This is a genomic window from Streptomyces sp. NPDC059371, from assembly GCF_042751995.1.
Taxonomy (GTDB): Bacteria; Actinomycetota; Actinomycetes; order Streptomycetales; family Streptomycetaceae; genus Streptomyces.
The window spans coordinates 18563-40142 of record NZ_JBHYXD010000015.1 but is presented as its reverse complement, the minus strand read 5'-3'; the positions used below and the strand labels follow the sequence as shown (position 1 = coordinate 40142).

At 71.1% G+C, this 21580-nt stretch carries 17 protein-coding genes; 12 read left to right on the top strand and 5 right to left on the bottom strand.

All coding sequences use genetic code 11. The features are described 5' to 3' along the window. Window positions 1-34: 34 nt before the first annotated feature. Window positions 35-1498 carry a sodium:solute symporter gene (locus ACFXGX_RS11610; protein ID WP_384788308.1) on the bottom strand — a complete coding sequence of 488 codons (1464 nt, stop codon included), beginning with the start codon at window positions 1496-1498 and terminating at the stop codon, window positions 35-37. Window positions 1499-1792: 294 nt separating this feature from the next. Between ACFXGX_RS11610 and ACFXGX_RS11605 the strand changes: the two genes are divergently transcribed. Continuing rightward, a complete protein-coding gene (locus tag ACFXGX_RS11605; RefSeq protein WP_384788521.1) occupies window positions 1793-3364 on the top strand; it encodes a PucR family transcriptional regulator ligand-binding domain-containing protein in 1572 nt (523 codons plus the stop codon). Window positions 3365-3426: 62 nt separating this feature from the next. Then, window positions 3427-4215 (top strand): phosphatase, encoded by a 789-nt coding sequence (locus ACFXGX_RS11600; protein WP_384788305.1) that lies wholly within the window; start codon window positions 3427-3429, stop codon window positions 4213-4215. Between the two features lie 163 nt (window positions 4216-4378). Here the strand turns inward: ACFXGX_RS11600 and ACFXGX_RS11595 are convergent, their stop codons facing one another. From ACFXGX_RS11595 to ACFXGX_RS11580, 4 genes are all read right to left on the bottom strand, one after another. Beyond that, window positions 4379-5350, bottom strand: a complete 972-nt coding sequence (locus tag ACFXGX_RS11595; RefSeq protein ID WP_384788303.1) for a cation diffusion facilitator family transporter — start codon at window positions 5348-5350, stop codon at window positions 4379-4381. Window positions 5351-5373: 23 nt separating this feature from the next. Next, on the bottom strand, window positions 5374-6246 hold the full coding sequence (tesB, locus tag ACFXGX_RS11590; RefSeq protein ID WP_384788300.1) for an acyl-CoA thioesterase II: 873 nt from the start codon (window positions 6244-6246) through the stop codon (window positions 5374-5376). A gap of 34 nt (window positions 6247-6280) precedes the next feature. Further along, window positions 6281-7438, bottom strand: coding sequence for an acyl-CoA dehydrogenase family protein (locus tag ACFXGX_RS11585; RefSeq protein WP_384788297.1), 1158 nt, complete (start codon window positions 7436-7438; stop codon window positions 6281-6283). A 109-nt stretch (window positions 7439-7547) separates the two neighbouring features. Continuing rightward, on the bottom strand, window positions 7548-8162 hold the full coding sequence (locus ACFXGX_RS11580) for a TetR/AcrR family transcriptional regulator (RefSeq protein WP_384788295.1): 615 nt from the start codon (window positions 8160-8162) through the stop codon (window positions 7548-7550). Between the two features lie 96 nt (window positions 8163-8258). On the opposite strand from ACFXGX_RS11580, the gene ACFXGX_RS11575 reads away from it, so the two are divergent. From ACFXGX_RS11575 to ACFXGX_RS11530, 10 genes are all read left to right on the top strand, one after another. Next, window positions 8259-9875: a carboxyl transferase domain-containing protein gene (locus ACFXGX_RS11575; protein WP_384788293.1), complete on the top strand. Its 1617-nt coding sequence runs from the start codon at window positions 8259-8261 to the stop codon at window positions 9873-9875. An 8-nt stretch (window positions 9876-9883) separates the two neighbouring features. Beyond that, window positions 9884-11812: an acetyl/propionyl/methylcrotonyl-CoA carboxylase subunit alpha gene (locus tag ACFXGX_RS11570; RefSeq protein ID WP_384788290.1), complete on the top strand. Its 1929-nt coding sequence runs from the start codon at window positions 9884-9886 to the stop codon at window positions 11810-11812. Then, entirely contained in the window at window positions 11809-12768 is a 960-nt protein-coding gene (locus tag ACFXGX_RS11565) for a hydroxymethylglutaryl-CoA lyase (RefSeq protein WP_384788287.1), read from the top strand. The genes ACFXGX_RS11570 and ACFXGX_RS11565 overlap by 4 nt, the downstream gene beginning before the upstream one ends. Window positions 12769-12779: 11 nt before the next feature. Next, window positions 12780-13940 (top strand): acyl-CoA dehydrogenase family protein, encoded by a 1161-nt coding sequence (locus tag ACFXGX_RS11560; RefSeq protein WP_384788518.1) that lies wholly within the window; start codon window positions 12780-12782, stop codon window positions 13938-13940. Window positions 13941-14271: 331 nt separating this feature from the next. Continuing rightward, window positions 14272-15321 carry an ABC transporter substrate-binding protein gene (locus ACFXGX_RS11555; protein WP_384788284.1) on the top strand — a complete coding sequence of 350 codons (1050 nt, stop codon included), beginning with the start codon at window positions 14272-14274 and terminating at the stop codon, window positions 15319-15321. A 42-nt stretch (window positions 15322-15363) separates the two neighbouring features. After that, entirely contained in the window at window positions 15364-16221 is an 858-nt protein-coding gene (locus tag ACFXGX_RS11550) for a siderophore-interacting protein (protein ID WP_384788280.1), read from the top strand. A gap of 171 nt (window positions 16222-16392) precedes the next feature. Continuing rightward, complete coding sequence (gene desA / locus ACFXGX_RS11545; RefSeq protein ID WP_384788278.1) at window positions 16393-17835, top strand: lysine decarboxylase DesA; 1443 nt, start codon at window positions 16393-16395, stop codon at window positions 17833-17835. Beyond that, window positions 17819-19096, top strand: coding sequence for a lysine N(6)-hydroxylase/L-ornithine N(5)-oxygenase family protein (locus ACFXGX_RS11540; RefSeq protein WP_384788275.1), 1278 nt, complete (start codon window positions 17819-17821; stop codon window positions 19094-19096). Before desA ends, ACFXGX_RS11540 begins: the two co-directional genes overlap by 17 nt. Beyond that, complete coding sequence (locus ACFXGX_RS11535; RefSeq protein WP_384788272.1) at window positions 19093-19650, top strand: GNAT family N-acetyltransferase; 558 nt, start codon at window positions 19093-19095, stop codon at window positions 19648-19650. Before ACFXGX_RS11540 ends, ACFXGX_RS11535 begins: the two co-directional genes overlap by 4 nt. Further along, window positions 19647-21419 (top strand): IucA/IucC family protein, encoded by a 1773-nt coding sequence (locus tag ACFXGX_RS11530; RefSeq protein ID WP_384788269.1) that lies wholly within the window; start codon window positions 19647-19649, stop codon window positions 21417-21419. The genes ACFXGX_RS11535 and ACFXGX_RS11530 overlap by 4 nt, the downstream gene beginning before the upstream one ends. The last annotated feature ends 161 nt before the right edge of the window (window positions 21420-21580 follow it).

The following is a 21580-nucleotide window of genomic DNA, read 5'->3' as shown; positions in this document are numbered from 1 at the left end:
CGCGTATGTACAACTAAGTACAAGTAACACGACTCTACTGGGGAACCGGGACCGGTTCGGACAGGGGTTCGGCGTCACGGCCCGCGAGCCGCTCCCGCCAGGTGGCCAGTACCGCAGCGTCGGTCGCGGGCGTGGCCAGCGAGACGATCACGTACGCGGCCAGGGAGAGGAGCAGTCCGTAGTAGACGGGCTCGTTCGCGAGGATGCCGTAGGTCGCCATCAGGCCGATGACCGCGACACCGCCGACGGCGACGGCGGCGAGCGCGCCGTGCACCGTGCCGCGCTTCCACAGCAGGCCGCCGAGGATCGGGACGAGCAGACCGGCGACGAGCAGGTTGTACGCGACCGTCAGCGCCTCGACGACGTTGTCGATCGCGATCGCCGTGCAGATCACGGCGATGCCCATGACCAGGATGAAGACGCGGTTGCCCTTGACCTCGTCGTGCTCGTCGCCCGCGTCCCGCTTCACGGCGCCGCGCAGCCGCGACCAGATGTCGTTGTTGGCGACGGTGGCGCAGGCGATCAGGGCGCCGGAGGAGGTGGACATCACGGCGGCGAGTGCCGCGGCGAGCACCAGTCCGCGCACGCCGACCGGGAGTTCGTCCTTGACGATGGTCGCGAAGGCGGTGTCGGCGCTGGGCAGCTTCGGGTACATGACCTTGGCGGCGGTGCCGATGACAGCGCCGGCGAGGGCGTACACCAGGCAGTAGGTGCCGGCGACGGTGCCGCCCCACTTGGCGGTGCGGTCGTCGCGCGCGGTGAAGACGCGCTGCCAGATGTCCTGCCCGATCAGCATGCCGAACGTGTAGATCAGCACATAGGTGAAGATCGTCTCGCCGCCGATGCCCAGCGGGTCGAAGTACTCGGTGGGCAGCTTGGCCTTCATCGCGGAGAAGCCGCCCGCCTTGACCACCGCGATGGGCAGGAGCAGGAGCAGCACACCGATCGTCTTGACGACGAACTGCACCATGTCGGTGAGCGTGATCGACCACATGCCGCCGAGGGTCGAGTACGCGACGACGATCGAGCCGCCCAGGATGATCGCGAGCGTCCGGTTCATGTCGAAGAGGACGTCGAAGATCGTGGCGTACGCGATGGTCGAGGTGACCGCGAGCATCAGGGTGTACGCCCACATGACGACGCCGGAGATGAGGCCGGCCCGGCCGCCGTAGCGCAGGTCGAGCATCTCGGAGACGGTGTAGACCTTGAGGCGCGCGATGCGGGCGGAGAAGAAGACGGACAGGGCCAGCAGGCCGAGGCCGATGGTGAAGACCATCCAGGCCCCGGAGAGCCCGTACTGGTAGCCGAGGCCGACACCGCCGATGGTGGACGCGCCGCCCAGGACGATCGCGGCCATGGTGCCGGAGTACATGACGGGTCCGAGCCGCCGCCCGGCGACGAGGAAGTCGCTCTTGGACTTGGCGCGGCGCATGCCCCACCAGCCCATGGCCAGCATGCCGGCCAGATAGACGACGATCACTGTGTAGTCGACGGCCATGGGTCCTCCAGGCGCTCGGTGGCGTGTCGTGCGGGGATGTGGGGGACGAGCCGGCGACTGATCACGGGGACATACGCCCGTACCCGTGACTGCCGGTCGGGACCGACCCTAGGTGGCCGGAATGCGACTGCGAAGTGTACGTTTCATCCATTCGAACCGAACGGGATGGAGGAATCGTCCATCCTGATCCGAACGGGATGGAAGAACCGTCCATCCCGGCCTGAACGGGATGGAGGCACCGCCGTCGTGCCGGACCCACCGCCGCCGTCCGTCCCGGCCGTACCCGCCCCGGCCGTGTCCGCCCCGGCCGTGCCGCCGACCCCTCCCGTGCCGCTGTCGGCGCTCCTGGACCGCGAGGACCTGGGCCTGCGCCTGATCGCCGGGCCCGCGGAGCCCGACACGGTGATCCACTGGGCGCACACCTCGGAGATGGCCGACCTCTACCCGTACCTGCTGGGCGGCGAGCTGCTGCTGACGGCGGGGGTCCACGTGCCCTCGGCGGCCGTCTCCGGCGAAGGCGCTCCCGGCCCGGACGACTACTTCGACGGCTATGTCTCCCGGATCGTCGCGGCGGGCGGCGCGGCCCTCGGGTTCGGTCTCGCGCCGGTCCACGACACGGTCCCGCCCGCCCTCGTCGCGGCCTGCGACACCCACGGGCTTCCCCTGCTGGAGGTCCCGCCCCGGACGACGTTCTCCGGGGTCGCCCGCGCGGTGTGGCAGCTCATGGCCCAGGCCCGGCTGGCCGAACTGCGCCGGGTGACGGAGGCCCAGCAGAGCCTGGCGGCCGCCGCCGCCCGCCCCGATCCGGTGCCGGCGGTCCTGCGGCAGCTCGCCCGGCGGGTGAACGGCTGGGCGGCGCTGTACGGCCCGGAGGGCACGGAACTGGCCCACGCCGGAACCGTCCCGCCGACCCGCCCGCCGGAGCCGCCCCGCCCCGGCCCGGCACCCGAGGACGTGCTCGGTGAGCTCGCCGGGGTCGTGCGGCCCCGTGAGGCCCAGGGGCCAGCCCCGTCCTCGGCCACCGACACCGTGGGCGGTGTCCATCTCACGGCCTACGCCCTCGGCAGCGGCCAGGGCTTCGTCCTCGGCGTCGCCGCGCCGCGCCGCGACCCCGGCGACCACACGATCGCCTCCGTCGCGTCCGTGCTGCTCTCCCTGCTCACCGGGGAACACCAGAGCGCGAGCGCGGCCGGACGTTCGGCGGCCCTGGTGCGGCTGCTGCTCGGGGCGGCGCCCGAGGCGGTGGCGCCGCTGCTCGGCGGTGAGCGGTGGGTGGTCGTGCACGCGCGCCCGGCCGGGGACGGCCCCGCGCCGGACACCGTCGCGGCGTCCGCGCTCGCGGCGGCGCTGGGCTCCGCGCTGGTGGACGTGGGCGGCGACGTCGTCCGCGTCCTCGTCCCCGGCGACCGTGTGCCCGCCGCGCAGCCGGGCTGGGTCTGCGGGGTCAGCGCTCCCGCAGGGCCGCACGGGTGGGCGGCCGCAGACACCCAGGCGGCCCGCGCGCTGGCCCGCGCCCGCGCGACCCGGGCGGCCCTGGTCCGGCACGGCGACCGTCCCGCGCTCGCCGACCTCGTCCCCCCGGCGGACGCCGAGGCCCACGCCCAGGCACTCCTCGCCCCCGTCGCCGGGACTCCCGCCCTGACCGAGACCCTGCGCACCTGGCTCTCCCTGCACGGCAGTTGGGACCGCACCGCGGTCGCCCTGTCCGTCCACCGCAACACCGTCCGCCAACGCGTCGCCCGCTGCGCCGCGTTGCTGGACACGGACCTCGACGACCCGGACGTACGCATGGAGTTGTGGTTCGCGCTCCGGGAGGAGGAGACGCGGGGTGCCGGGAACGGCGCGACGGCCCGTACACCCGAGTGACGCACGTCCCAGCGACCGGGACGGCCGCGCCCGGGGGCCGGACGCACCGGCACAATGGTGCTATGCCGATACCCGGGACGCCCAGCCGCGCCGAACTCGTCGACCATCTCGTGAAGACCCGTATCGCGGGCGATGTCGCCACCCCCCGCGAGAACAACCTCTCCCACTACCGCAAGCTGGCGAACGGCGAGCGCAACTGGTGGCTCGGTCTGGAACTCGGCGACCGCTGGAGCGACGAGCAGGACGTGCTCGCGGTGATGGCGGAGCGGGTCGGCGTCAACGACGACCCGGAGCACCGCTACGGCCAGGACACCATCGACCCCGAGTTGACCGTGGACGCGCTGGACCGTCTGGCGGGCCGGCTGCGCAAGGCGGCCGAGGACCGGCAGCGGGTGCTGTTCGCGACCGGTCACCCGGGCGGGCTGCTGGACGTTCACCGGGCCACGGCCGCCGCCCTGCGCGCCGCCGGCTGCGAGATCGTGGTGATCCCGGACGGCCTGCAGACGGACGAGGGGTACGTCATGCAGTTCGCGGACGTGGCGGTGCTGGAGCACGGCGCCACGCTGTGGCACACGCACTCGGGCGAGCCGATGCGCGCGATCCTCACCGCGCTGGAGCGGGAGGGCCGCCCGCTGCCCGACCTGGTCGTGGCCGACCACGGCTGGGCCGGCTACGCGGGTCAGCACGGTGTGGACTCCGTAGGCTACGCCGACTGCAACGACCCGGCGCTCTTCCTCGCCGAGTCGGAGGGCACGCTCCAGGTCGCGGTCCCGCTCGACGACCACGTCCTCAGCCCGCGCCACTACGACCCGATGACGGCGTACCTGCTGAACGAGGCCGGCCTGGCCTGAGCCCCGGCCTTGAAGAAGCGCTGGTACCCGGCCCGTGCAGGCGGAGGGCAGCGCGGCGGTGGGAAGACGACCGGTCCGGGGCGCGCCCCGGCGCGGGCGGGCTCCCGGGACGGCGCCCGCCGACCCGCGCCGTCGGACCTCGGCCCCAGGGCAGGCACCCCGTTCACGGCCAGGGGTTCAGCCCCTCCGACCGCCGCTGGGCGTAGCCCGGGGTCGGGTCCAGGTACACCCTGCTCACCGCGGGGAACACCGACCGGATCCGGTCCTCCGCCTGTTCACAGGCCCACTCGATCTGGGCCGCGGTCGACGTGTCCCGGAAGTCGACCTTGGCGGCGACGAGCGCCTCGCGCGGCCCCTGCACGAGCGTGATCAGTTCCAGCACGGCCTCGATGTGCTCCAGCTCCAGCAGCTCGGCCCGGATCCGCTCCCGCATCGGCTTCGGCAGCGGCCGTCCGATCAGCAGCTCAGCGTTGGAACGGCCCAGCACCCAGGCGACGTAGAGCAGCAGGAGCCCGATGAGCAGCGACGCGATGCCGTCCCAGACGCCCGATCCGGTGAGCTGGCCGCCGAGCAGCCCGCCCGCGGCGAACACCAGGCCGACGAGTGCGGCCGAGTCCTCCATGACGACGGCCTTCACGGCGGTGTCGGGGGTGCGCCGGAGGTAGGTCTTGAAGGGGGCGTCGAGCCGGGCGGCCTCGCCGCGCGCCTGCCGCAGTCCCGTCCGCAGGGAGAAGCCCTCCAGGAGGAAGGCGAGGGCCAGCACGATGTACGAGACGAGCGGGTCGCCGAGCTCCTCGCCCGCGACCAGGGTGTGGACGCCGTCGTAGAGGGAGAAGACGGCGCCGCCGACGAAGGTGGCGACGGCGGCGAGCAGCGCCCAGATGTAGCGCTCGGGGCCGTAGCCGAGCGGATGGTCCTCGTCGGCCGGTTTCTCGCTGCGTTTGAGCGCCGTGAGCAGCATCAGTTCCGTGACGGTGTCGGCGACGGAGTGGGCGGCCTCGGACAGCATCGCGCTGGAGCCGCTGATGACACCCGCGACCGCCTTGGCGAGGGCGATCCCGAGGTTGGCGGCCGCGGCGACGATCACCGTGAAGACGCTCTCGCCGCCGCCGGTGTCCTGCGGTGCGTCGGTCATGCCCCACTTCTACCCGGGAACGCCTACCGGGGGACGCGGACCACGCCCTCCTGGATCACGGAGATGGCCAGTCGGCCGTCCTGGGTGTAGATCCGGGCCTGGCCCAGGCCCCGGCCGCCGGACGCGGACGGCGACTCCTGGTCGTAGAGCAGCCACTCGTCGGCGCGGAACGGGCGGTGGAACCACATCGCGTGGTCGAGCGAGGCGCCGACGACGTCGCCGGTCACCCAGCCGCCGCGCCCGTGGGCGAGCAGGATGGAGTCGAGGAGCGTCATGTCCGAGACGTAGGTGGCGAGCACGACGTGGAGCAGTGGGTCGTCCGCGAGCTTGCCGTTGGTGCGGAACCACACCTGGGAGCGCGGTTCGCGCGGCTCGCCGACGGTGCCGTACGGCGGCGCGTCGACATAGCGCAGGTCGACGGACTCCCGGGCCTCCAGGATGCGCTCCACCACCTCGGCGTCGGTGAAGACGTCGGCGTACAGAGGGAGCAGTTCGGCGGCCGTGGGCAGCGTCTCCGGGGCCGGAGCGGGTGGCATCGGCGCCTGGTGCTCCATGCCCTCCTCGTACGCCTGGAAGGACGCGGAGAGGTGGAAGATCGGCTGTCCGTGCTGGACCGCGACCACCCTGCGGGTGGTGAAGGAGCGGCCGTCGCGGATGCGGTCCACGGAGTACACGATGGGCGCGCCGGGGTCGCCGATGCGCAGGAAGTACGCGTGCAGGGAGTGGGCGAGCCGGTCCTCGGGGACCGTGCGCCCGGCGGCCACGAGGGCCTGCGCCGCCACCTGTCCGCCGAAGACCCTGGGGACGACGGCGGACCGGGAACGGCCGCGGAAGATGTTCTCCTCGATCCGCTCGAGATCGAGCAGATCGAGGAGAGACTGAAGTGCCTCGCTCATAAGGCAGTTGTACCGCGCAGTCTTTTCGCGGACCTTACAGGCCCATGTCCTTGGCGATGATCGTCTTCATGATCTCGCTGGTCCCGCCGTAGATGCGGTTGACCCGGTTGTCCGCGTACAGGCGGGCGATCGGGTACTCGTTCATGAAGCCGTAGCCGCCGTGGAGCTGGAGGCAGCGGTCGATGACGCGGTGCGCGACCTCGGTGCAGAACAGCTTGGCGCTGGCGGCCTCGGCCGGGGTCAGCTCACCGGCGTCGAGGGCCTCGAGCGCGCGGTCGGCGACGGCCTCGGCCGCGTCCACCTCGGCCTGGCAGGCGGCCAGCTCGAACTTGGTGTTCTGGAACGAGGCGACCGACTTGCCGAAGACGGTGCGCTCCTGGACGTACTCCTTGGCGAACCGGACGGCGGCCTTGGCCTGCGCGTAGGCGCCGAAGGCGATGCCCCAGCGCTCGGAGGCGAGGTTGTGGCCGAGGTAGTAGAAGCCCTTGTTCTCCTCGCCGAGGAGGTCCTCGACGGGGACCTTCACGTCGACGAACGCCAGCTCGGCGGTGTCGGAGGTCCGCAGGCCGAGCTTGTCGAGCTTGCGGCCGATGGAGTAGCCCTCGGACTTGGTGTCCACGGCGAACAGGGAGATGCCGAAGCGGCGGTCCTCGGCGGTGGGCGCGGAGGTGCGGGCGCAGACGATCACGCGGTCGGCGTGGACGCCACCGGTGATGAAGGTCTTGGAGCCGTTGAGGACGTAGTGCGTGCCGTCCTCGGAGAGCTTGGCGGTGGTCTTCATGCCCGCGAGGTCGGAGCCGGTGCCCGGCTCGGTCATCGCGAGGGCCCACATCTCCTCGGCGCTGACGAACTTGGGCAGGAAGCGCTTCTTCTGCTCGTCGGTGGCGAGCGACTTGATGTAGGGCAGGCCGAGCAGCACGTGCACACCGGAGCCGCCGAACTGGACACCCGCGCGCGAGGTCTCCTCGTACATCACGGCTTCGAACTTGTACGAGTCGATGCCGGCGCCGCCGAACTCCTCGTCCACGCGGATGCCGAAGACGCCGAGCTCGGCGAGCTTGTAGTAGAAGTCGCGCGGCGCCTGGCCGGCGGCGAACCACTCGTCGTAGACCGGGACGACCTCGGCCTCGATGAAGGCGCGCAGGGTCTCCCGGAACGCCTCGTGGTCCTCGTTGAACACAGTACGGCGCACCGCCGCCACCTCCGCCTGGATACCTTGGGTTATTTCTAAGCGCTTGCTCAGATACGAGGTTACCCGTCGGTCACGAGCGCCGTCCAGGGGTCGCCCCCCGAGACGCTCGTCACGCCCCGGGAGCCACAGCGGCCGCTCCGAACGCTCCCCGCGCCATCCGGTGCAGCAGCTCGGCCGTGCCCGCGCGCCCGGGGAGCGCGCCCGGCCGCCCCAGGTGCGGGGTCGAGTTCAGCAGGCCGAAGACCGAGTGCACGGCGGAGCGCGCGGAGGGCTCCCCCAGATCCGGGTAGACCTCGCGCACCACCTCCACCCACAGCTCGACGTACTGGCGCTGGAGCTGGCGCACGAGCTTGCGGTCGCTGTCCCGCAGGCGGTCCAGCTCGCGGTCGTGCAGGGTGATCAGAGGACGGTCGTCGAGCGCGAAGTCGATGTGCCCCTCGATGAGCGAGTCGAGGAGCCCCTCGGCACCTCCCCCGGGACCCGCCTGGGCCTCCGCCACCCTGCGCCGGCCGCCCGTGAGCAGTTGCCCGCTGATCCCCACCAGCAGCTCGGCGAGCATCGCGTCCTTGCCGGCGAAGTGCCGGTAGAGACCGGGGCCGCTGATTCCGACCGCCGCTCCTATCTCGTCCACTCCCACGCCATGGAAACCACGTTCGGCGAACAGCCGCGCGGCCTCCCTCAGGATCTGCTCGCGCCGAGTGGGGGCGTCGGTTCTGGTGGCCATGGAATCAATTCTAGACACCGGCGTTAGCGGTCGTTAACCTGAAGGAGTTGCGTTAACGCTCATTAACTGGTCGACCACTGGTGAGGGGACCGCAGGATGCAAGAGGCACCGGAGCTGACGAGCGCGGCAGACCCCGCGTCGGAGGCCTGGAGGGCCAACGAGGCGGCACACCGCGCGCTGGGCGAGGAGCTGCGCCACAAGCTGGCCGCGGTGCGGCTCGGCGGCGGCGAGAAGGCACGGGCGCGGCACACCGCGCGCGGCAAGCTGCTGCCCCGCGACCGCGTGGACGCCCTGCTCGACCCCGGCTCCCCGTTCCTGGAGCTGGCACCGCTCGCCGCCGACGGGATGTACGACGGCGCGGCCCCGGCCGCCGGTGTCATCGCCGGGATCGGCCGGGTGAGCGGGCGCGAGTGCGTGATCGTCGCCAACGACGCCACCGTCAAGGGCGGCACGTACTACCCGATGACGGTGAAGAAGCACCTGCGCGCCCAGGAGGTCGCGCTGGAGAACCGTCTGCCCTGTGTGTATCTCGTCGACTCCGGAGGCGCCTTCCTGCCCATGCAGGACGAGGTGTTCCCCGACCGCGAGCACTTCGGGCGGATCTTCTACAACCAGGCGCGGATGTCCGGCGCCGGGATCCCGCAGATCGCGGCCGTCCTCGGCTCCTGCACGGCCGGCGGCGCGTATGTGCCGGCGATGAGCGACGAGGCGGTGATCGTCCGCAACCAGGGGACGATCTTCCTGGGCGGTCCCCCTCTGGTGAAGGCCGCCACCGGTGAGGTGGTGACCGCCGAGGAGCTGGGCGGCGGCGAGGTCCACTCCCGGACCTCCGGCGTCACCGACCACCTCGCCGAGGACGACGCGCACGCGCTGCGGATCGTGCGCACCATCGTCTCCACGCTCCCCGCGCGCGGGAAGCTGCCCTGGGAGGTCACCACGGCGGCCGAGCCCAAGGTCGACCCGTACGGGCTGTACGGCGCGGTGCCGGTCGACTCCCGCACCCCCTACGACGTACGCGAGGTCATCGCGCGCGTGGTCGACGGTTCCCGCTTCGCCGAGTTCAAGGCCGAGTTCGGGCAGACCCTGGTCACCGGCTTCGCCCGGATCCACGGCCACCCGGTCGGCATCGTCGCCAACAACGGGATCCTGTTCTCGGAGTCGGCCCAGAAGGGCGCCCACTTCATCGAACTGTGCGACCAGCGCGGCATCCCTCTGGTGTTCCTGCAGAACATCTCCGGCTTCATGGTGGGCCGCCAGTACGAGGCGGGCGGCATCGCCAAGCACGGCGCGAAGATGGTCACGGCCGTCGCCTGCGCCCGCGTGCCCAAGCTGACCGTCGTGATCGGCGGTTCGTACGGCGCGGGCAACTACTCGATGTGCGGCCGGGCGTATTCGCCGCGCTTCCTGTGGATGTGGCCGGGCGCCAAGATCTCCGTGATGGGCGGCGAGCAGGCCGCCTCGGTCCTCGCGACCGTCAAGCGCGACCAGATCGAGGCGCGCGGCGAGTCCTGGCCGGCCGCGGACGAGGAGGACTTCAAGGACCCGATCCGCCGGCAGTACGAGCAGCAGGGCAGCGCCTACTACGCGAGTGCCCGGCTCTGGGACGACGGTGTGATCGACCCGATGGAGACCCGGCAGGTCCTCGGACTCGCCTTGACCGCCTGCGCCAACGCGCCCCTGGGTGACCCCCAGTTCGGCGTCTTCCGGATGTGAGGGGACCCATGTTCGACACAGTGCTCGTGGCCAACCGGGGTGAGATCGCCGTACGCGTCATCCGCACCCTGCGCGCGCTCGGCGTGCGCTCGGTGGCCGTCTTCTCGGACGCGGACGCCGACGCCCGGCACGTCCGGGAGGCCGACACGGCGGTACGGATCGGACCGGCGCCCGCGTCGGAGAGCTATCTGTCGGTGGAGCGGCTGCTGGAGGCGGCGGCCCGCACCGGCGCCCAGGCGGTGCACCCGGGGTACGGCTTCCTCGCCGAGAACGCCGCCTTCGCGCGGGCCTGCGCGGACGCCGGACTGGTCTTCATCGGACCGTCCGCCGAGGCGATCTCCCTGATGGGCGACAAGATCCGCGCCAAGGAGACGGTGCAGGCGGCCGGCGTCCCGGTCGTCCCCGGCTCCTCGGGCAGCGGTCTGACGGACGCGGAGCTGATCGCGGCCGCCCGCGAGATCGGCGTCCCGGTGCTCCTGAAGCCGAGCGCGGGCGGCGGCGGCAAGGGCATGCGCCTGGTGCGGGACACCGAGGTGCTGGCCGACGAGATCGCCGCCGCCCGGCGTGAGGCGCGCGCCTCCTTCGGCGACGACACGCTCCTCGTCGAGCGCTGGGTCGACCGGCCCCGGCACATCGAGATCCAGGTCCTGGCGGACGGGCACGGCAACGTCGTGCACCTGGGCGAGCGCGAGTGCTCCCTCCAGCGCCGCCACCAGAAGATCATCGAGGAGGCGCCCAGTGTGCTCCTCGACGACGCCACGCGCGCCGCGATGGGAGAGGCGGCCGTCCAGGCGGCCCGCTCCTGCGGCTACCGGGGCGCGGGCACGGTGGAGTTCATCGTCCCCGGCGGCGACCCGTCCTCGTACTACTTCATGGAGATGAACACCCGCCTCCAGGTGGAGCACCCGGTCACCGAGCTGATCACCGGCCTCGACCTCGTCGAGTGGCAGCTCCGGGTCGCCGCCGGTGAGCATCTGCCCTACGAGCAGCGGGACATCACCCTCACCGGGCACGCGGTGGAGGCCCGGATCTGCGCCGAGGACCCGGCCCGCGGCTTCCTCCCCTCCGGCGGCACCGTGCTCGCGCTGCGCGAACCGGGGGGCGACGGGGTGCGCACCGACTCGGGCCTGACGGAAGGCACCGAGGTCGGCAGCCTCTACGACCCCATGCTCTCCAAGGTCATCGCGTACGGCCCCGACCGCCCGACGGCGCTGCGCAGGCTCCGGGCCGCCCTCGCCGAGACGGTCACGCTCGGGGTCCAGACGAACGCGGGCTTCCTGCGCCGCCTGCTGGCCCACCCGGACGTGGTGGCCGGCGACCTGGACACCGGTCTGGTCGAGCGGGAGGCCGACGGCCTGGTGTCGTCCGAGGTGCCCGAGGAGGTGTACGAGGCGGCCGCGGCCGTCCGGCTCGCCGCTCTGGCCCCGTCGGGCGAGGGCTGGACCGACCCGTTCTCGGTGCCGAGCGGCTGGCGGCTCGGCGGCGCCCCGAAGCCGGTCGGCTTCTCCCTGCGGGTCCTCGACCCGGTGGAGTACACCCCGCGCGGCACCCACACGGTCACCGCCGACCGCGTCGCGGTGACCCTCGACGGGGTGCGGCACACCTTCCACCGCGCCGCCGACTGGATCGGCCGCGACGGCGACGCCTGGCATGTGCGCGACCACGACCCGGTGGCCGCGTCGCTCACCGGCTCCGCGCACGCCGGTGCCGACTCGCTGACCGCCCCCATGCCCGGCACGGTGACCGTCGTGAAGGTCGCCGTCGGCGACGAGGTGGCCGCCGGACAGAGCCTGCTCGTGGTCGAGGCGATGAAGATGGAGCACGTCATCTCCGCGCCGCACGCCGGGACGGTCAGCGAACTGGACGTCACACCGGGCACGACGGTCGCCATGGACCAGATCCTGGCGGTCATCACCCCCGCTGAGGAGACGGCATGAACACGTCCGAACTCGGCCTGCCCATGGCCGTACCGGCCCAGGACCTGCCCGCCCGGGTACGGATCTACGAGGTCGGCGCGCGCGACGGGCTGCAGAACGAGAAGGCGACCGTACCGACCGAGGTGAAGGCGGAGTTCATCCGGCGCCTCGCGGACGCGGGCCTGACCACGATCGAGGCGACCAGCTTCGTCCACCCCAAGTGGGTTCCCCAACTGGCGGACGCGGAACAGCTGTTCCCGCAGGTGGCCGACCTGCCGGTGGCGCTCCCGGTACTGGTGCCGAACGAGCGCGGGCTGGAGCGTGCGCTGGCGCTCGGCGCCCGGCACGTGGCCGTCTTCGCCAGCGCGACGGAGTCCTTCGCGAAGGCCAATCTCAACCGGACGGTCGACGAGTCGCTCGCCATGTTCGAGCCGGTGGTGAACCGCGCCAGGGAGGCGCGGCTCTCCGTCCGCGGCTATGTCTCGATGTGCTTCGGCGACCCGTGGGAGGGACCCGTCCCGGTCCATCAGGTCGTCCGCGTCTGCAAGGCGCTGCGGGACATGGGCTGTGACGAACTGAGCCTCGGCGACACGATCGGCGTGGCGACACCGGGCCATGTGCAGGCCCTGCTCGCCGAGCTGAACGAGGAGGGCGTGCCCACCAGCGCGCTCGGCGTGCACTTCCACGACACCTACGGCCAGGCGCTCTCCAACACCCTGGCCGCCCTCCAGCACGGCGTCACCACCGTCGACGCATCGGCGGGCGGCCTCGGCGGCTGCCCGTACGCGAAGTCGGCGACGGGCAACCTCGCCACGGAAGACCTCGTATGGATGCTCCAGGGCCTCGGTATCGACACCGGGGTCGACCTCGGCCGCCTCACCGCCACAAGCGTGTGGATGGCCGGACAACTGGGCCGACCCAGCCCGTCCCGCACCGTCAAAGCCATCGGTAGCACGACACAGTCCCACCAGGAGTGAAGAACATGTCCCTGGACCACCGTCTCTCCCCCGAGCTCGAAGAACTCCGCCGCACGGTGGAGGAGTTCGCGCACGACGTCGTGGCGCCGAAGATCGGCGACTTCTACGAGCGGCACGAGTTCCCGTACGAGATCGTGCGGGAGATGGGCCGCATGGGCCTGTTCGGGCTGCCGTTCCCCGAGGAGTACGGCGGCATGGGCGGCGACTACCTCGCCCTCGGCATCGCCCTGGAGGAGCTGGCCCGCGTCGACTCGTCCGTGGCCATCACCCTGGAGGCGGGCGTCTCGCTGGGCGCCATGCCGGTCCACCTCTTCGGCACCGAGGAGCAGAAGCGGGAGTGGCTTCCGCGGCTGTGCTCCGGCGAGATCCTGGGCGCGTTCGGACTGACCGAGCCGGACGGCGGCTCGGACGCCGGCGCGACCCGCACGACGGCCCGGCTCGACCCCGAGACGAACGAATGGGTCATCAACGGCAGCAAGTGCTTCATCACCAACTCGGGCACGGACATCACGGGCCTGGTGACGGTCACCGCGGTCACCGGCCGCAAGCCCGACGGCAAGCCGCTGATCTCGGCGATCATCGTCCCCTCCGGCACCCCCGGTTTCACGGTCGCCGCCCCGTACTCGAAGGTCGGCTGGAACGCCTCCGACACCCGTGAGCTGTCCTTCTCGGACGTGCGCGTCCCGGCGGCCAACCTGCTCGGCGAGGAGGGCCGCGGCTACGCGCAGTTCCTGCGCATCCTGGACGAGGGCCGTATCGCGATCGCGGCGCTGGCCACGGGTCTCGCCCAGGGCTGTGTCGACGAGTCCGTCAAGTACGCCAAGGAGCGGCACGCGTTCGGGCGCCCGATCGGCGCCAACCAGGCGATCCAGTTCAAGATCGCCGACATGGAGATGAAGGCGCACATGGCCCGGGTGGGCTGGCGCGACGCCGCGTCCCGTCTCGTCGCGGGCGAGCCCTTCAAGAAGGAGGCGGCGATCGCCAAGCTGTACTCCTCCACGATCGCCGTCGACAACGCCCGTGAGGCCACCCAGGTCCACGGCGGCTACGGCTTCATGAACGAGTACCCGGTCGCCCGTATGTGGCGCGACTCCAAGATCCTGGAGATCGGCGAGGGCACGAGCGAGGTCCAGCGCATGCTGATCGCCCGGGAACTGGGGCTCACGGGCTGAGCCCCGCGCACGACCGCCACACCGCGGCCACTGACGGGCACCCGCCCGCCGGTGGCCGCGGTGCGTCGGTGGCCTGGGCGCGCCTCTGGCCGCGGCGTGTCGATGGCCTGAACACGCCGGTGGCCGCGGCGCGTCGGTGACCTGGGCACGCCGGTGGCCATGGCATGTCGATGGCCTGAACGCGCCGGTGGCCGCGGCGCGTGGGACGGGCCGTCGACCGCGGACTCGATCAAGGTGCCCCACCCTCTGGACACGAGCTGAGGTTAGGCTAACCTACCTTCGAACTGATCCGGTGGATCTTCTCCGCCCCATGCCGAAAGCAGCCACACTCATGTCCAACGCCCGTGCCACTCAGCTCTCCCGTCGCGGCATCCTCGCCGCGGGCGGCGTCCTCGGCCTCGGCGCCGTCCTCGCCGCCTGCGGTGACGACGACGCCGCGAAAAGCGCTGGCTCGGACGCGACCAAGGCCGCGGCGAAGGCCGGCCCCTGGACGTTCAAGGACGACCGCGGCACGACCGTGAACCTGGACAAGACCCCGGCGAACATCGTCGCCTTCACCGGTGTCGCCGCCGCCCTGTTCGACTACGGCGTCGAGGTCAAGGGCGTCTTCGGCCCGACCACGACCAAGGACGGCAAGGCCGACGTCCAGGCCGGCGACATGGACGTCAGCAAGCTGACGGTCCTCGGCAACGAGTGGGGCCAGTTCAACATCGAGAAGTACGCGGGCCTCGCCCCCGACGTGCTGATCTCCACGACGTTCGACTCCGCGGGCACCCTCTGGTACGTCCCCGAGGAGTCCAAGGACAAGATCCTCAAGCTCGCGCCGAGCGTCGCCGTCTCCGTCTACGACCGCCAGATGCCGCAGTCCCTGGAGCGCATGTACGCGCTGGCCCAGTCCCTGGGCGCCGACGTGAAGTCGGCGAAGATCGTCGAGGCGAAGAAGAAGTTCGAGGCCGCCGCCGAGCGGCTGCGCAAGGCCGCCAAGGCGCGCCCGGAGATCAAGGTGCTGGCCGGTTCCGCGAGCCAGGACATCTTCTACGTGTCCGGCTCCAACCTCTCCATCGACCTGGAGTACTTCAAGGCCCTCGGCGTGAACATCGTCGAGCCCTCCGCCAAGGCCCTCAAGGCCAGCGGCGGCTGGTTCGAGAACCTGAGCTGGGAGAACGTCGACAAGTACCCGGCCGACATCATCATCATCGACGACCGCAGCGCGACCATCCAGCCGGCCGACATCACCGAGGCCACCTGGAAGAAGCTGCCCGCCGTCAAGGCCGGCCAGGTCATCGCCCGGACGCCCGAGGCGATCCTGTCGTACGACAAGTGCACCCCGACCCTCGAGCGCCTCGCCGAGGCCATCGAGAACGCCAAGAAGGTCGCCTGACACCCTCCGCGGTGACCCCCTGACGATCACTCAGGAGCACGCATGACGACGGCCGTAGCCGCCCCGTTCCGTTTCTTCACCCTCCGGGTCGTACGGACGAGGCGGCTCGGCCCGTCTCTGGTCCGGGTGACCTTCGGCGGACCCGACCTGCGGGACTTCCACTCCGACGGACGCGACCAGTCCCTGTCCCTGTTCCTCCCGCACCCCGGCCAGAGCGAGCCCGCCGTCCCCGTCGAACTCGGCGACGACTGGTGGCAGGGCTGGCGCGAACTGCCCGACGACGTGCGGGCGGTGATGCGCTCGTACACCCTGCGGGCCCTGCGCCGCGACCCCGACGAGATCGACATCGACTTCGCGCTGCACGGCCTTGGGCCGGGCGCGGCCGCCCCCGCCGGGCCCGCCTCGCGCTGGGCGTCCGGCGCCGCGCCCGGCGACCGGGTGGTCCTGCTCGGCCCCGCCGTGGCGGACAACCGGGCCATCCGCTTCCGGCCGCCCGCGGACGCCGACCTCGTGGTCCTGTGGGGTGACGAGACGGCCCTTCCCGCGGTCTCCGCCATCCTCGAATCGCTCCCGGCGGGACTGCGGGTGCGGGCCTGGCTGGAGGTCCCGCACGCCGGTGACATCCAGGACCTGGCCACCCCGGCCGAGGCCGAGATCACCTGGCTGGTCGGGGACGACCACACCGCCGGGGAGCGCCCCCTGGCGCTCGACGCCCTGCGGTCGGCGCACCTCCCGCCCGCCGAGGCCCCCTACGCCTGGATCGCGGGCGAGTCCGGGTGCGTGCGGGAGCTGCGCCGCCATCTGGTGCGCGAGCGCGGCATCGACCGCCGGCGGGTCACCTTCGTCGGGTACTGGCGACAGGGCCTGACCGAGGAACAACTGCGGGAACAGGGAGAGTAGTTCCGCTCCCCCGGACGCCTTCCGCCGATCGGAAAGAGGCGTACGTCACGAAGGACGGGCCAGGGCGAGGAAGCGTGATCGACTTAGGTTAGGCTGACCTAAGTCGAACGTCGCGACCTCGCCCTTTCCCGTGTCCCGCTCGGACTGTCTCCCCGCACGGAGGACCCCCACATGCGCTCGCACCTGCTCAACGACACCACCGCGGACCGGTACCGCCGCTCCGTGACCGAAGGGGTCGAGCGGGTGGCCGCCAAACTCGCCGCCACCGACCGCCCGTTCACGGGTGTCACGGTCGACGAACTCGCCCCCCGCATCGAGGGGATCGACCTCGACAAGCCGCTGCACGACACCACGGCCGTCCTCGACGAGCTGGAAGAGGTCTACCTCCGGGACGCGGTCTACTTCCACCACCCGCGCTACCTCGCCCACCTCAACTGCCCGGTCGTCATCCCGGCCGTGCTCGGTGAGGCCGTCCTGTCCGCCGTCAACTCCTCGCTGGACACCTGGGACCAGTCGGCCGGCGGCACCCTCATCGAGCGCAGGCTCATCGACTGGACGAACGAGCGCATCGGTCTCGGCCCGGCCGCGGACGGGGTGTTCACCAGCGGCGGCAGCCAGTCCAACCTCCAGGCCCTGCTCCTGGCACGCGAGGAGGCCAAGGCGGAGAACCTCGCCGATCTGCGGATCTTCGCCTCCGAGGTCAGCCACTTCAGCGTCAAGAAGTCGGCCAAACTCCTCGGCCTCGCCCCCGACGCCGTCGTCTCGATCCCCGTCGACCACGACAAGCGCATGCAGACCGTCGCTCTCGCCCACGAGCTGGAGCGCTGCCGGCAGGACGGCCTCGTGCCCATGGCCGTCGTCGCCACCTCGGGCACCACCGACTTCGGCTCCATCGACCCGCTGCCCGAGATCGCGGAACTGTGCTCCCAGTTCGGCACCTGGATGCACGTGGACGCGGCCTACGGCTGCGGACTGCTCACCTCGCTGAAGAACCGGGACCGCATCGACGGCATCGAGCGGGCCGACTCCGTCACCGTCGACTACCACAAGTCCTTCTTCCAGCCGGTGAGTTCCTCGGCCGTGCTGGTCCGCGACGCCGCGACCCTGCGCCACGCGACCTACCACGCGGAGTACCTCAACCCGCTCCGCATGGTCCACGAGCGCATCCCCAACCAGGTCGACAAGTCCCTCCAGACCACCCGCCGCTTCGACGCGCTCAAGCTGTGGATGACGCTGCGCGTCATGGGCGCCGACGGCATCGGCGAACTCTTCGACGAGGTCTGCGACCTGGCCGCCGAGGGCTGGAAACTGCTCGCCGCCGACCCGCGCTTCGACGTCGTCGTGCGGCCCTCGCTGTCCACCCTCGTCTTCCGGTACATCCCGGCCGCCGTCACCGACCCGGCCGAGATCGACCGCGCCAACCTGTACGCCCGCAAGGCCCTGTTCGCGTCCGGCGACGCCGTCGTCGCGGGCACCAAGGTCGGCGGACGCCACTACCTGAAGTTCACCTTGCTCAACCCCGAGACCACACAGGACGACATCGCCGCCGTCCTCGACCTGATCGCCGGCCACGCCGAGCAGTACCTGGGAGAGTCCCTTGACCGCGCTTGCTGAATCCACGGACACCACCTACGACTTCGTGGGGATCGGGCTCGGGCCCTTCAACCTCGGCCTCGCCTGCCTCACCGAGCCGATCGCCGAACTCAGCGGTGTCTTCCTGGAGTCGAAGCCCCACTTCGAGTGGCACACCGGCATGTTCCTGGAGGGCGCGCACCTGCAGACCCCGTTCATGTCGGACCTGGTCACCCTCGCCGACCCGACCTCCCCGTACTCCTTCCTCAACTACCTGAAGGAATCGGGCCGTCTGTACGCGTTCTACATCCGGGAGAACTTCTACCCGCTGCGGGTCGAGTACGACGACTACTGCCGCTGGGCCGCGTCCAGGCTGAGCAGCGTCCGCTTCGGGACGACGGTCGCGGAGGTGACGTACGAGGACGAGGTGTACACCGTACGGACCGAGGCCGGCGAGCTGTTCCGCGCCCGGCACCTGGTCCTCGGCACCGGCACCTCGCCCCACGTCCCGGAGTCCTGCGCGGACCTCGGCGGCGACTTCATCCACAACTCCCGCTACATGCAGCACAAGCGGGAGCTCCAGGCCAAGGACTCGATCACCCTGATCGGCAGCGGCCAGTCCGCCGCCGAGATCTTCTACGACCTGCTCAGCGAGATCGACGTCCACGGTTACCGGCTGAACTGGGTGACCCGCTCGCCGCGCTTCTTCCCCCTCGAATACACCAAGCTGACCCTGGAGATGACCTCCCCGGAGTACATCGACTACTTCCACGCGCTGCCCGAGGCGACCCGCTACCGCCTCCAGTCGGAGCAGAAGGGTCTGTTCAAGGGCATCGACGGGGAGCTGATCGACGCGATCTTCGACCTGCTCTACCAGAAGAACCTCGGCGGTCCGGTGCCCGCCCGGCTGCTGACCAACTCCTCGCTGGAGAGCGCGCGCCACGACCAGGACACGTACACCCTCGGGTTCCGCCAGCAGGAGCAGGGCAGGGACTACGAGCTGAGCTCGACGGGCCTGGTGCTGGCCACCGGCTACCGGTACGCCGAGCCCGCGTTCCTCGCACCGGTCCGCGACCGGCTCCGCTACGACACCCAGGGCAACTTCGACGTGGCCCGCAACTACGCCATCGACGTCACGGGCGGCGGGATCTTCCTGCAGAACGCGGGCGTCCACACCCACTCGATCACCTCACCGGACCTCGGCATGGGCCCGTACCGCAACACGTCCATCATCCGCGAGCTGCTCGGCACCGAGTACTACCCGGTCGAAAAGGCCATCGCGTTCCAGGAGTTCTCCGTATGACCACCGCCACCGCCACCGCCACCGCCATCGGCACCTTCACCGTCCGCCCCCTCGACCCCGTCGAGGACGCGCCGGTGCTGCACCGGTGGGTGACCCATCCCAAGGCCGCCTTCTGGATGATGCAGGAGGCGAGACTGCACGACGTGGAGCGCGAGTACATGGCCATCGCGGCCAGTGACCACCACGACGCCTTCCTCGGTCTCCTGGACGGCGAGCCCGTCTTCCTGATGGAGCGCTACGACCCCCGGTACGTCGAACTCGTCGGCCTGTACGAGCCGCGGCCGGGCGATGTCGGCATGCACTTCCTGGTCGCCCCGAGCGACACCCCCGTACACGGCTTCACCCGGGCCGTGATCACCTCGGTGATGGAGCACCTGTTCGCCGACCCGGCGACCGAGCGCGTCGTCGTCGAGCCCGACGTGGCCAACACGGCCGTGCACGCCCTCAACGAGGCCGTCGGATTCGTCTCCGTCGAAGAGATCCAGAAGCCGGAGAAGAAGGCGCTGCTGAGCTTCTGCACCCGGGAGCAGTTCGCGAAGGCGGTGGCCGCGTGAAGTCCGCCGGGAGTGTCGCCCACCTCTCCCCCGAGCGCTGGGCCGACGCCAACCGCCTCCTTCTCCGCAAGGCGCTCGCCGAGTTCGCCCACGAGCGGCTGATCACCCCGCGGAGCCTGCCGGACGGCCGCTACGAGGTCCTCGGCGACGACGGGCTGACGAGCTACCGGTTCACCGCGACCCGCCGCCTGCTCGACCACTGGCAGGTGGCCGCCGAGTCCATCACCCGGCACCGCGACGGCACCGAACTCCCGCTGTCGGCACTGGACTTCTTCATCGAACTGAGGACGTCGCTCGGCCTGAGCGACGAGATCCTGCCGGTCTACCTGGAGGAGATCTCCTCCACCCTCGCGGGCACCTGCTACAAGCTCACCAAGGCGCAGGTCCCGGTCCGCGAGCTGGCCGGCGCCGGCTTCCAGGCCATCGAGACCGGCATGACCGAGGGCCACCCGTGCTTCGTCGCCAACAACGGGCGACTCGGCTTCGGTGTGCACGACTACCTCGCCTACGCTCCCGAGACCGCGAACCCGGTACGGCTGGTGTGGCTGGCGGCGCACCGCTCACGGGCCGCCTTCACGGCGGGCGTCGGCATCACGTACGAGTCCTTCGTGCAGGGCGAGCTGGGCACGGAGACGGTCGAACGGTTCGACGGGATCCTGCGCGAGCGGGGGCTCGACCCCGAGGAGTACCTCCTCATACCCGTCCACCCCTGGCAGTGGTGGAACAAGCTGTCCGTGACGTTCGCGGCCGAGGTCGCCCAGCAGCGCCTGGTCTGTCTCGGCGAGGGCGACGACGAGTACCTGGCCCAGCAGTCCATCCGGACGTTCTTCAACACCAGCAGCCCGCACAAGCACTACGTGAAGACGGCGCTGAGCGTGCTGAACATGGGCTTCATGCGGGGTCTGTCCGCCGCCTACATGGAGGCGACCCCGGCGATCAACGACTGGCTGGTCCAGCTCGTCGAGAGCGACCCGGTGCTGAAGTCCACCGGTCTGTCGGTCATCCGTGAGCGGGCGGCCGTCGGCTACCGGCATCTGGAGTACGAGGCGGCCACCGACCGGTACTCCCCGTACCGCAAGATGCTGGCCGCGCTGTGGCGCGAGAGCCCGGTCCCCTCACTGGGTGAGGGCGAGTCCCTGGCGACGATGGCGTCCCTCGTCCATGTCGACCACGAGGGCGCCTCGTTCGCGGCCGCGCTGATCGAGCGGTCGGGCCTGACGCCGGTGGAGTGGCTGCGCGGCTATCTGCGCGCCTACCTCACCCCGCTCCTGCACAGCTTCTACGCGTACGACCTGGTCTACATGCCGCACGGCGAGAACGTCATCCTCGTCCTGGAGGACGGGGCGGTGCGACGGGCGGTCTACAAGGACATCGCCGAGGAGATCGTGGTCATGGACCCGCAGGCGGTGCTGCCGCCCGCGGTGGAGCGGATCCGTGTCGACGTCCCCGAGGACACGAAGCTGCTGTCGATCTTCACGGACGTCTTCGACTGCTTCTTCCGCTTCCTGGCCGCCCAGCTCGCGGAGGAGGGAGTCCTCGCCGAGGAGGACTTCTGGCGGACGGTCGCCGAGTCGGTGCGCGCGTACCAGGAGGCGACGCCCGAACTCGAGGACAAGTTCCGGCAGTACGACCTGTTCGCGCCCGAGTTCGCGCTGTCCTGCCTCAACCGGCTCCAGTTGCGCGACAACCGGCAGATGGTCGACCTGGCGGACCCGTCGAGCGCGCTGCAGCTGGTCGGCACCCTGAAGAACCCGATCGCCGGGTTCTGAGCACCGGGCTCCACGAGGAGCCCCGAAGACGGGCGGGGGGCCCCGCGGGGGGGCACCCCGGGGGCCCCGCGCGGGGCGCCGACCCCGCCGGGCCGGGGGCCCCGGGGGGGCGGGGGGGTCGTGGGCGGGGGGGTGTCTGCGGGGGCGGTCGGGGGGGGCGC

What these genes read in the sequence shown, in the direction of transcription:
- ACFXGX_RS11570 (WP_384788290.1), top strand. Translation starts at nt 9,884, where the DNA reads ATGTTCGACACAGTGCTCGTGGCCAACCGGGGTGAGATCGCCGTACGC.
- ACFXGX_RS11565 (WP_384788287.1), top strand. Translation starts at nt 11,809, where the DNA reads ATGAACACGTCCGAACTCGGCCTGCCCATGGCCGTACCGGCCCAGGAC.
- ACFXGX_RS11595 (WP_384788303.1), bottom strand. Translation starts at nt 5,350, where the DNA reads ATGACCGACGCACCGCAGGACACCGGCGGCGGCGAGAGCGTCTTCACG.
- ACFXGX_RS11550 (WP_384788280.1), top strand. Translation starts at nt 15,364, where the DNA reads ATGACGACGGCCGTAGCCGCCCCGTTCCGTTTCTTCACCCTCCGGGTC.
- ACFXGX_RS11575 (WP_384788293.1), top strand. Translation starts at nt 8,259, where the DNA reads ATGCAAGAGGCACCGGAGCTGACGAGCGCGGCAGACCCCGCGTCGGAG.
- ACFXGX_RS11600 (WP_384788305.1), top strand. Translation starts at nt 3,427, where the DNA reads ATGCCGATACCCGGGACGCCCAGCCGCGCCGAACTCGTCGACCATCTC.
- ACFXGX_RS11555 (WP_384788284.1), top strand. Translation starts at nt 14,272, where the DNA reads ATGTCCAACGCCCGTGCCACTCAGCTCTCCCGTCGCGGCATCCTCGCC.
- ACFXGX_RS11580 (WP_384788295.1), bottom strand. Translation starts at nt 8,162, where the DNA reads ATGGCCACCAGAACCGACGCCCCCACTCGGCGCGAGCAGATCCTGAGG.
- tesB (WP_384788300.1), bottom strand. Translation starts at nt 6,246, where the DNA reads ATGAGCGAGGCACTTCAGTCTCTCCTCGATCTGCTCGATCTCGAGCGG.
- ACFXGX_RS11535 (WP_384788272.1), top strand. Translation starts at nt 19,093, where the DNA reads ATGACCACCGCCACCGCCACCGCCACCGCCATCGGCACCTTCACCGTC.
- ACFXGX_RS11610 (WP_384788308.1), bottom strand. Translation starts at nt 1,498, where the DNA reads ATGGCCGTCGACTACACAGTGATCGTCGTCTATCTGGCCGGCATGCTG.
- desA (WP_384788278.1), top strand. Translation starts at nt 16,393, where the DNA reads ATGCGCTCGCACCTGCTCAACGACACCACCGCGGACCGGTACCGCCGC.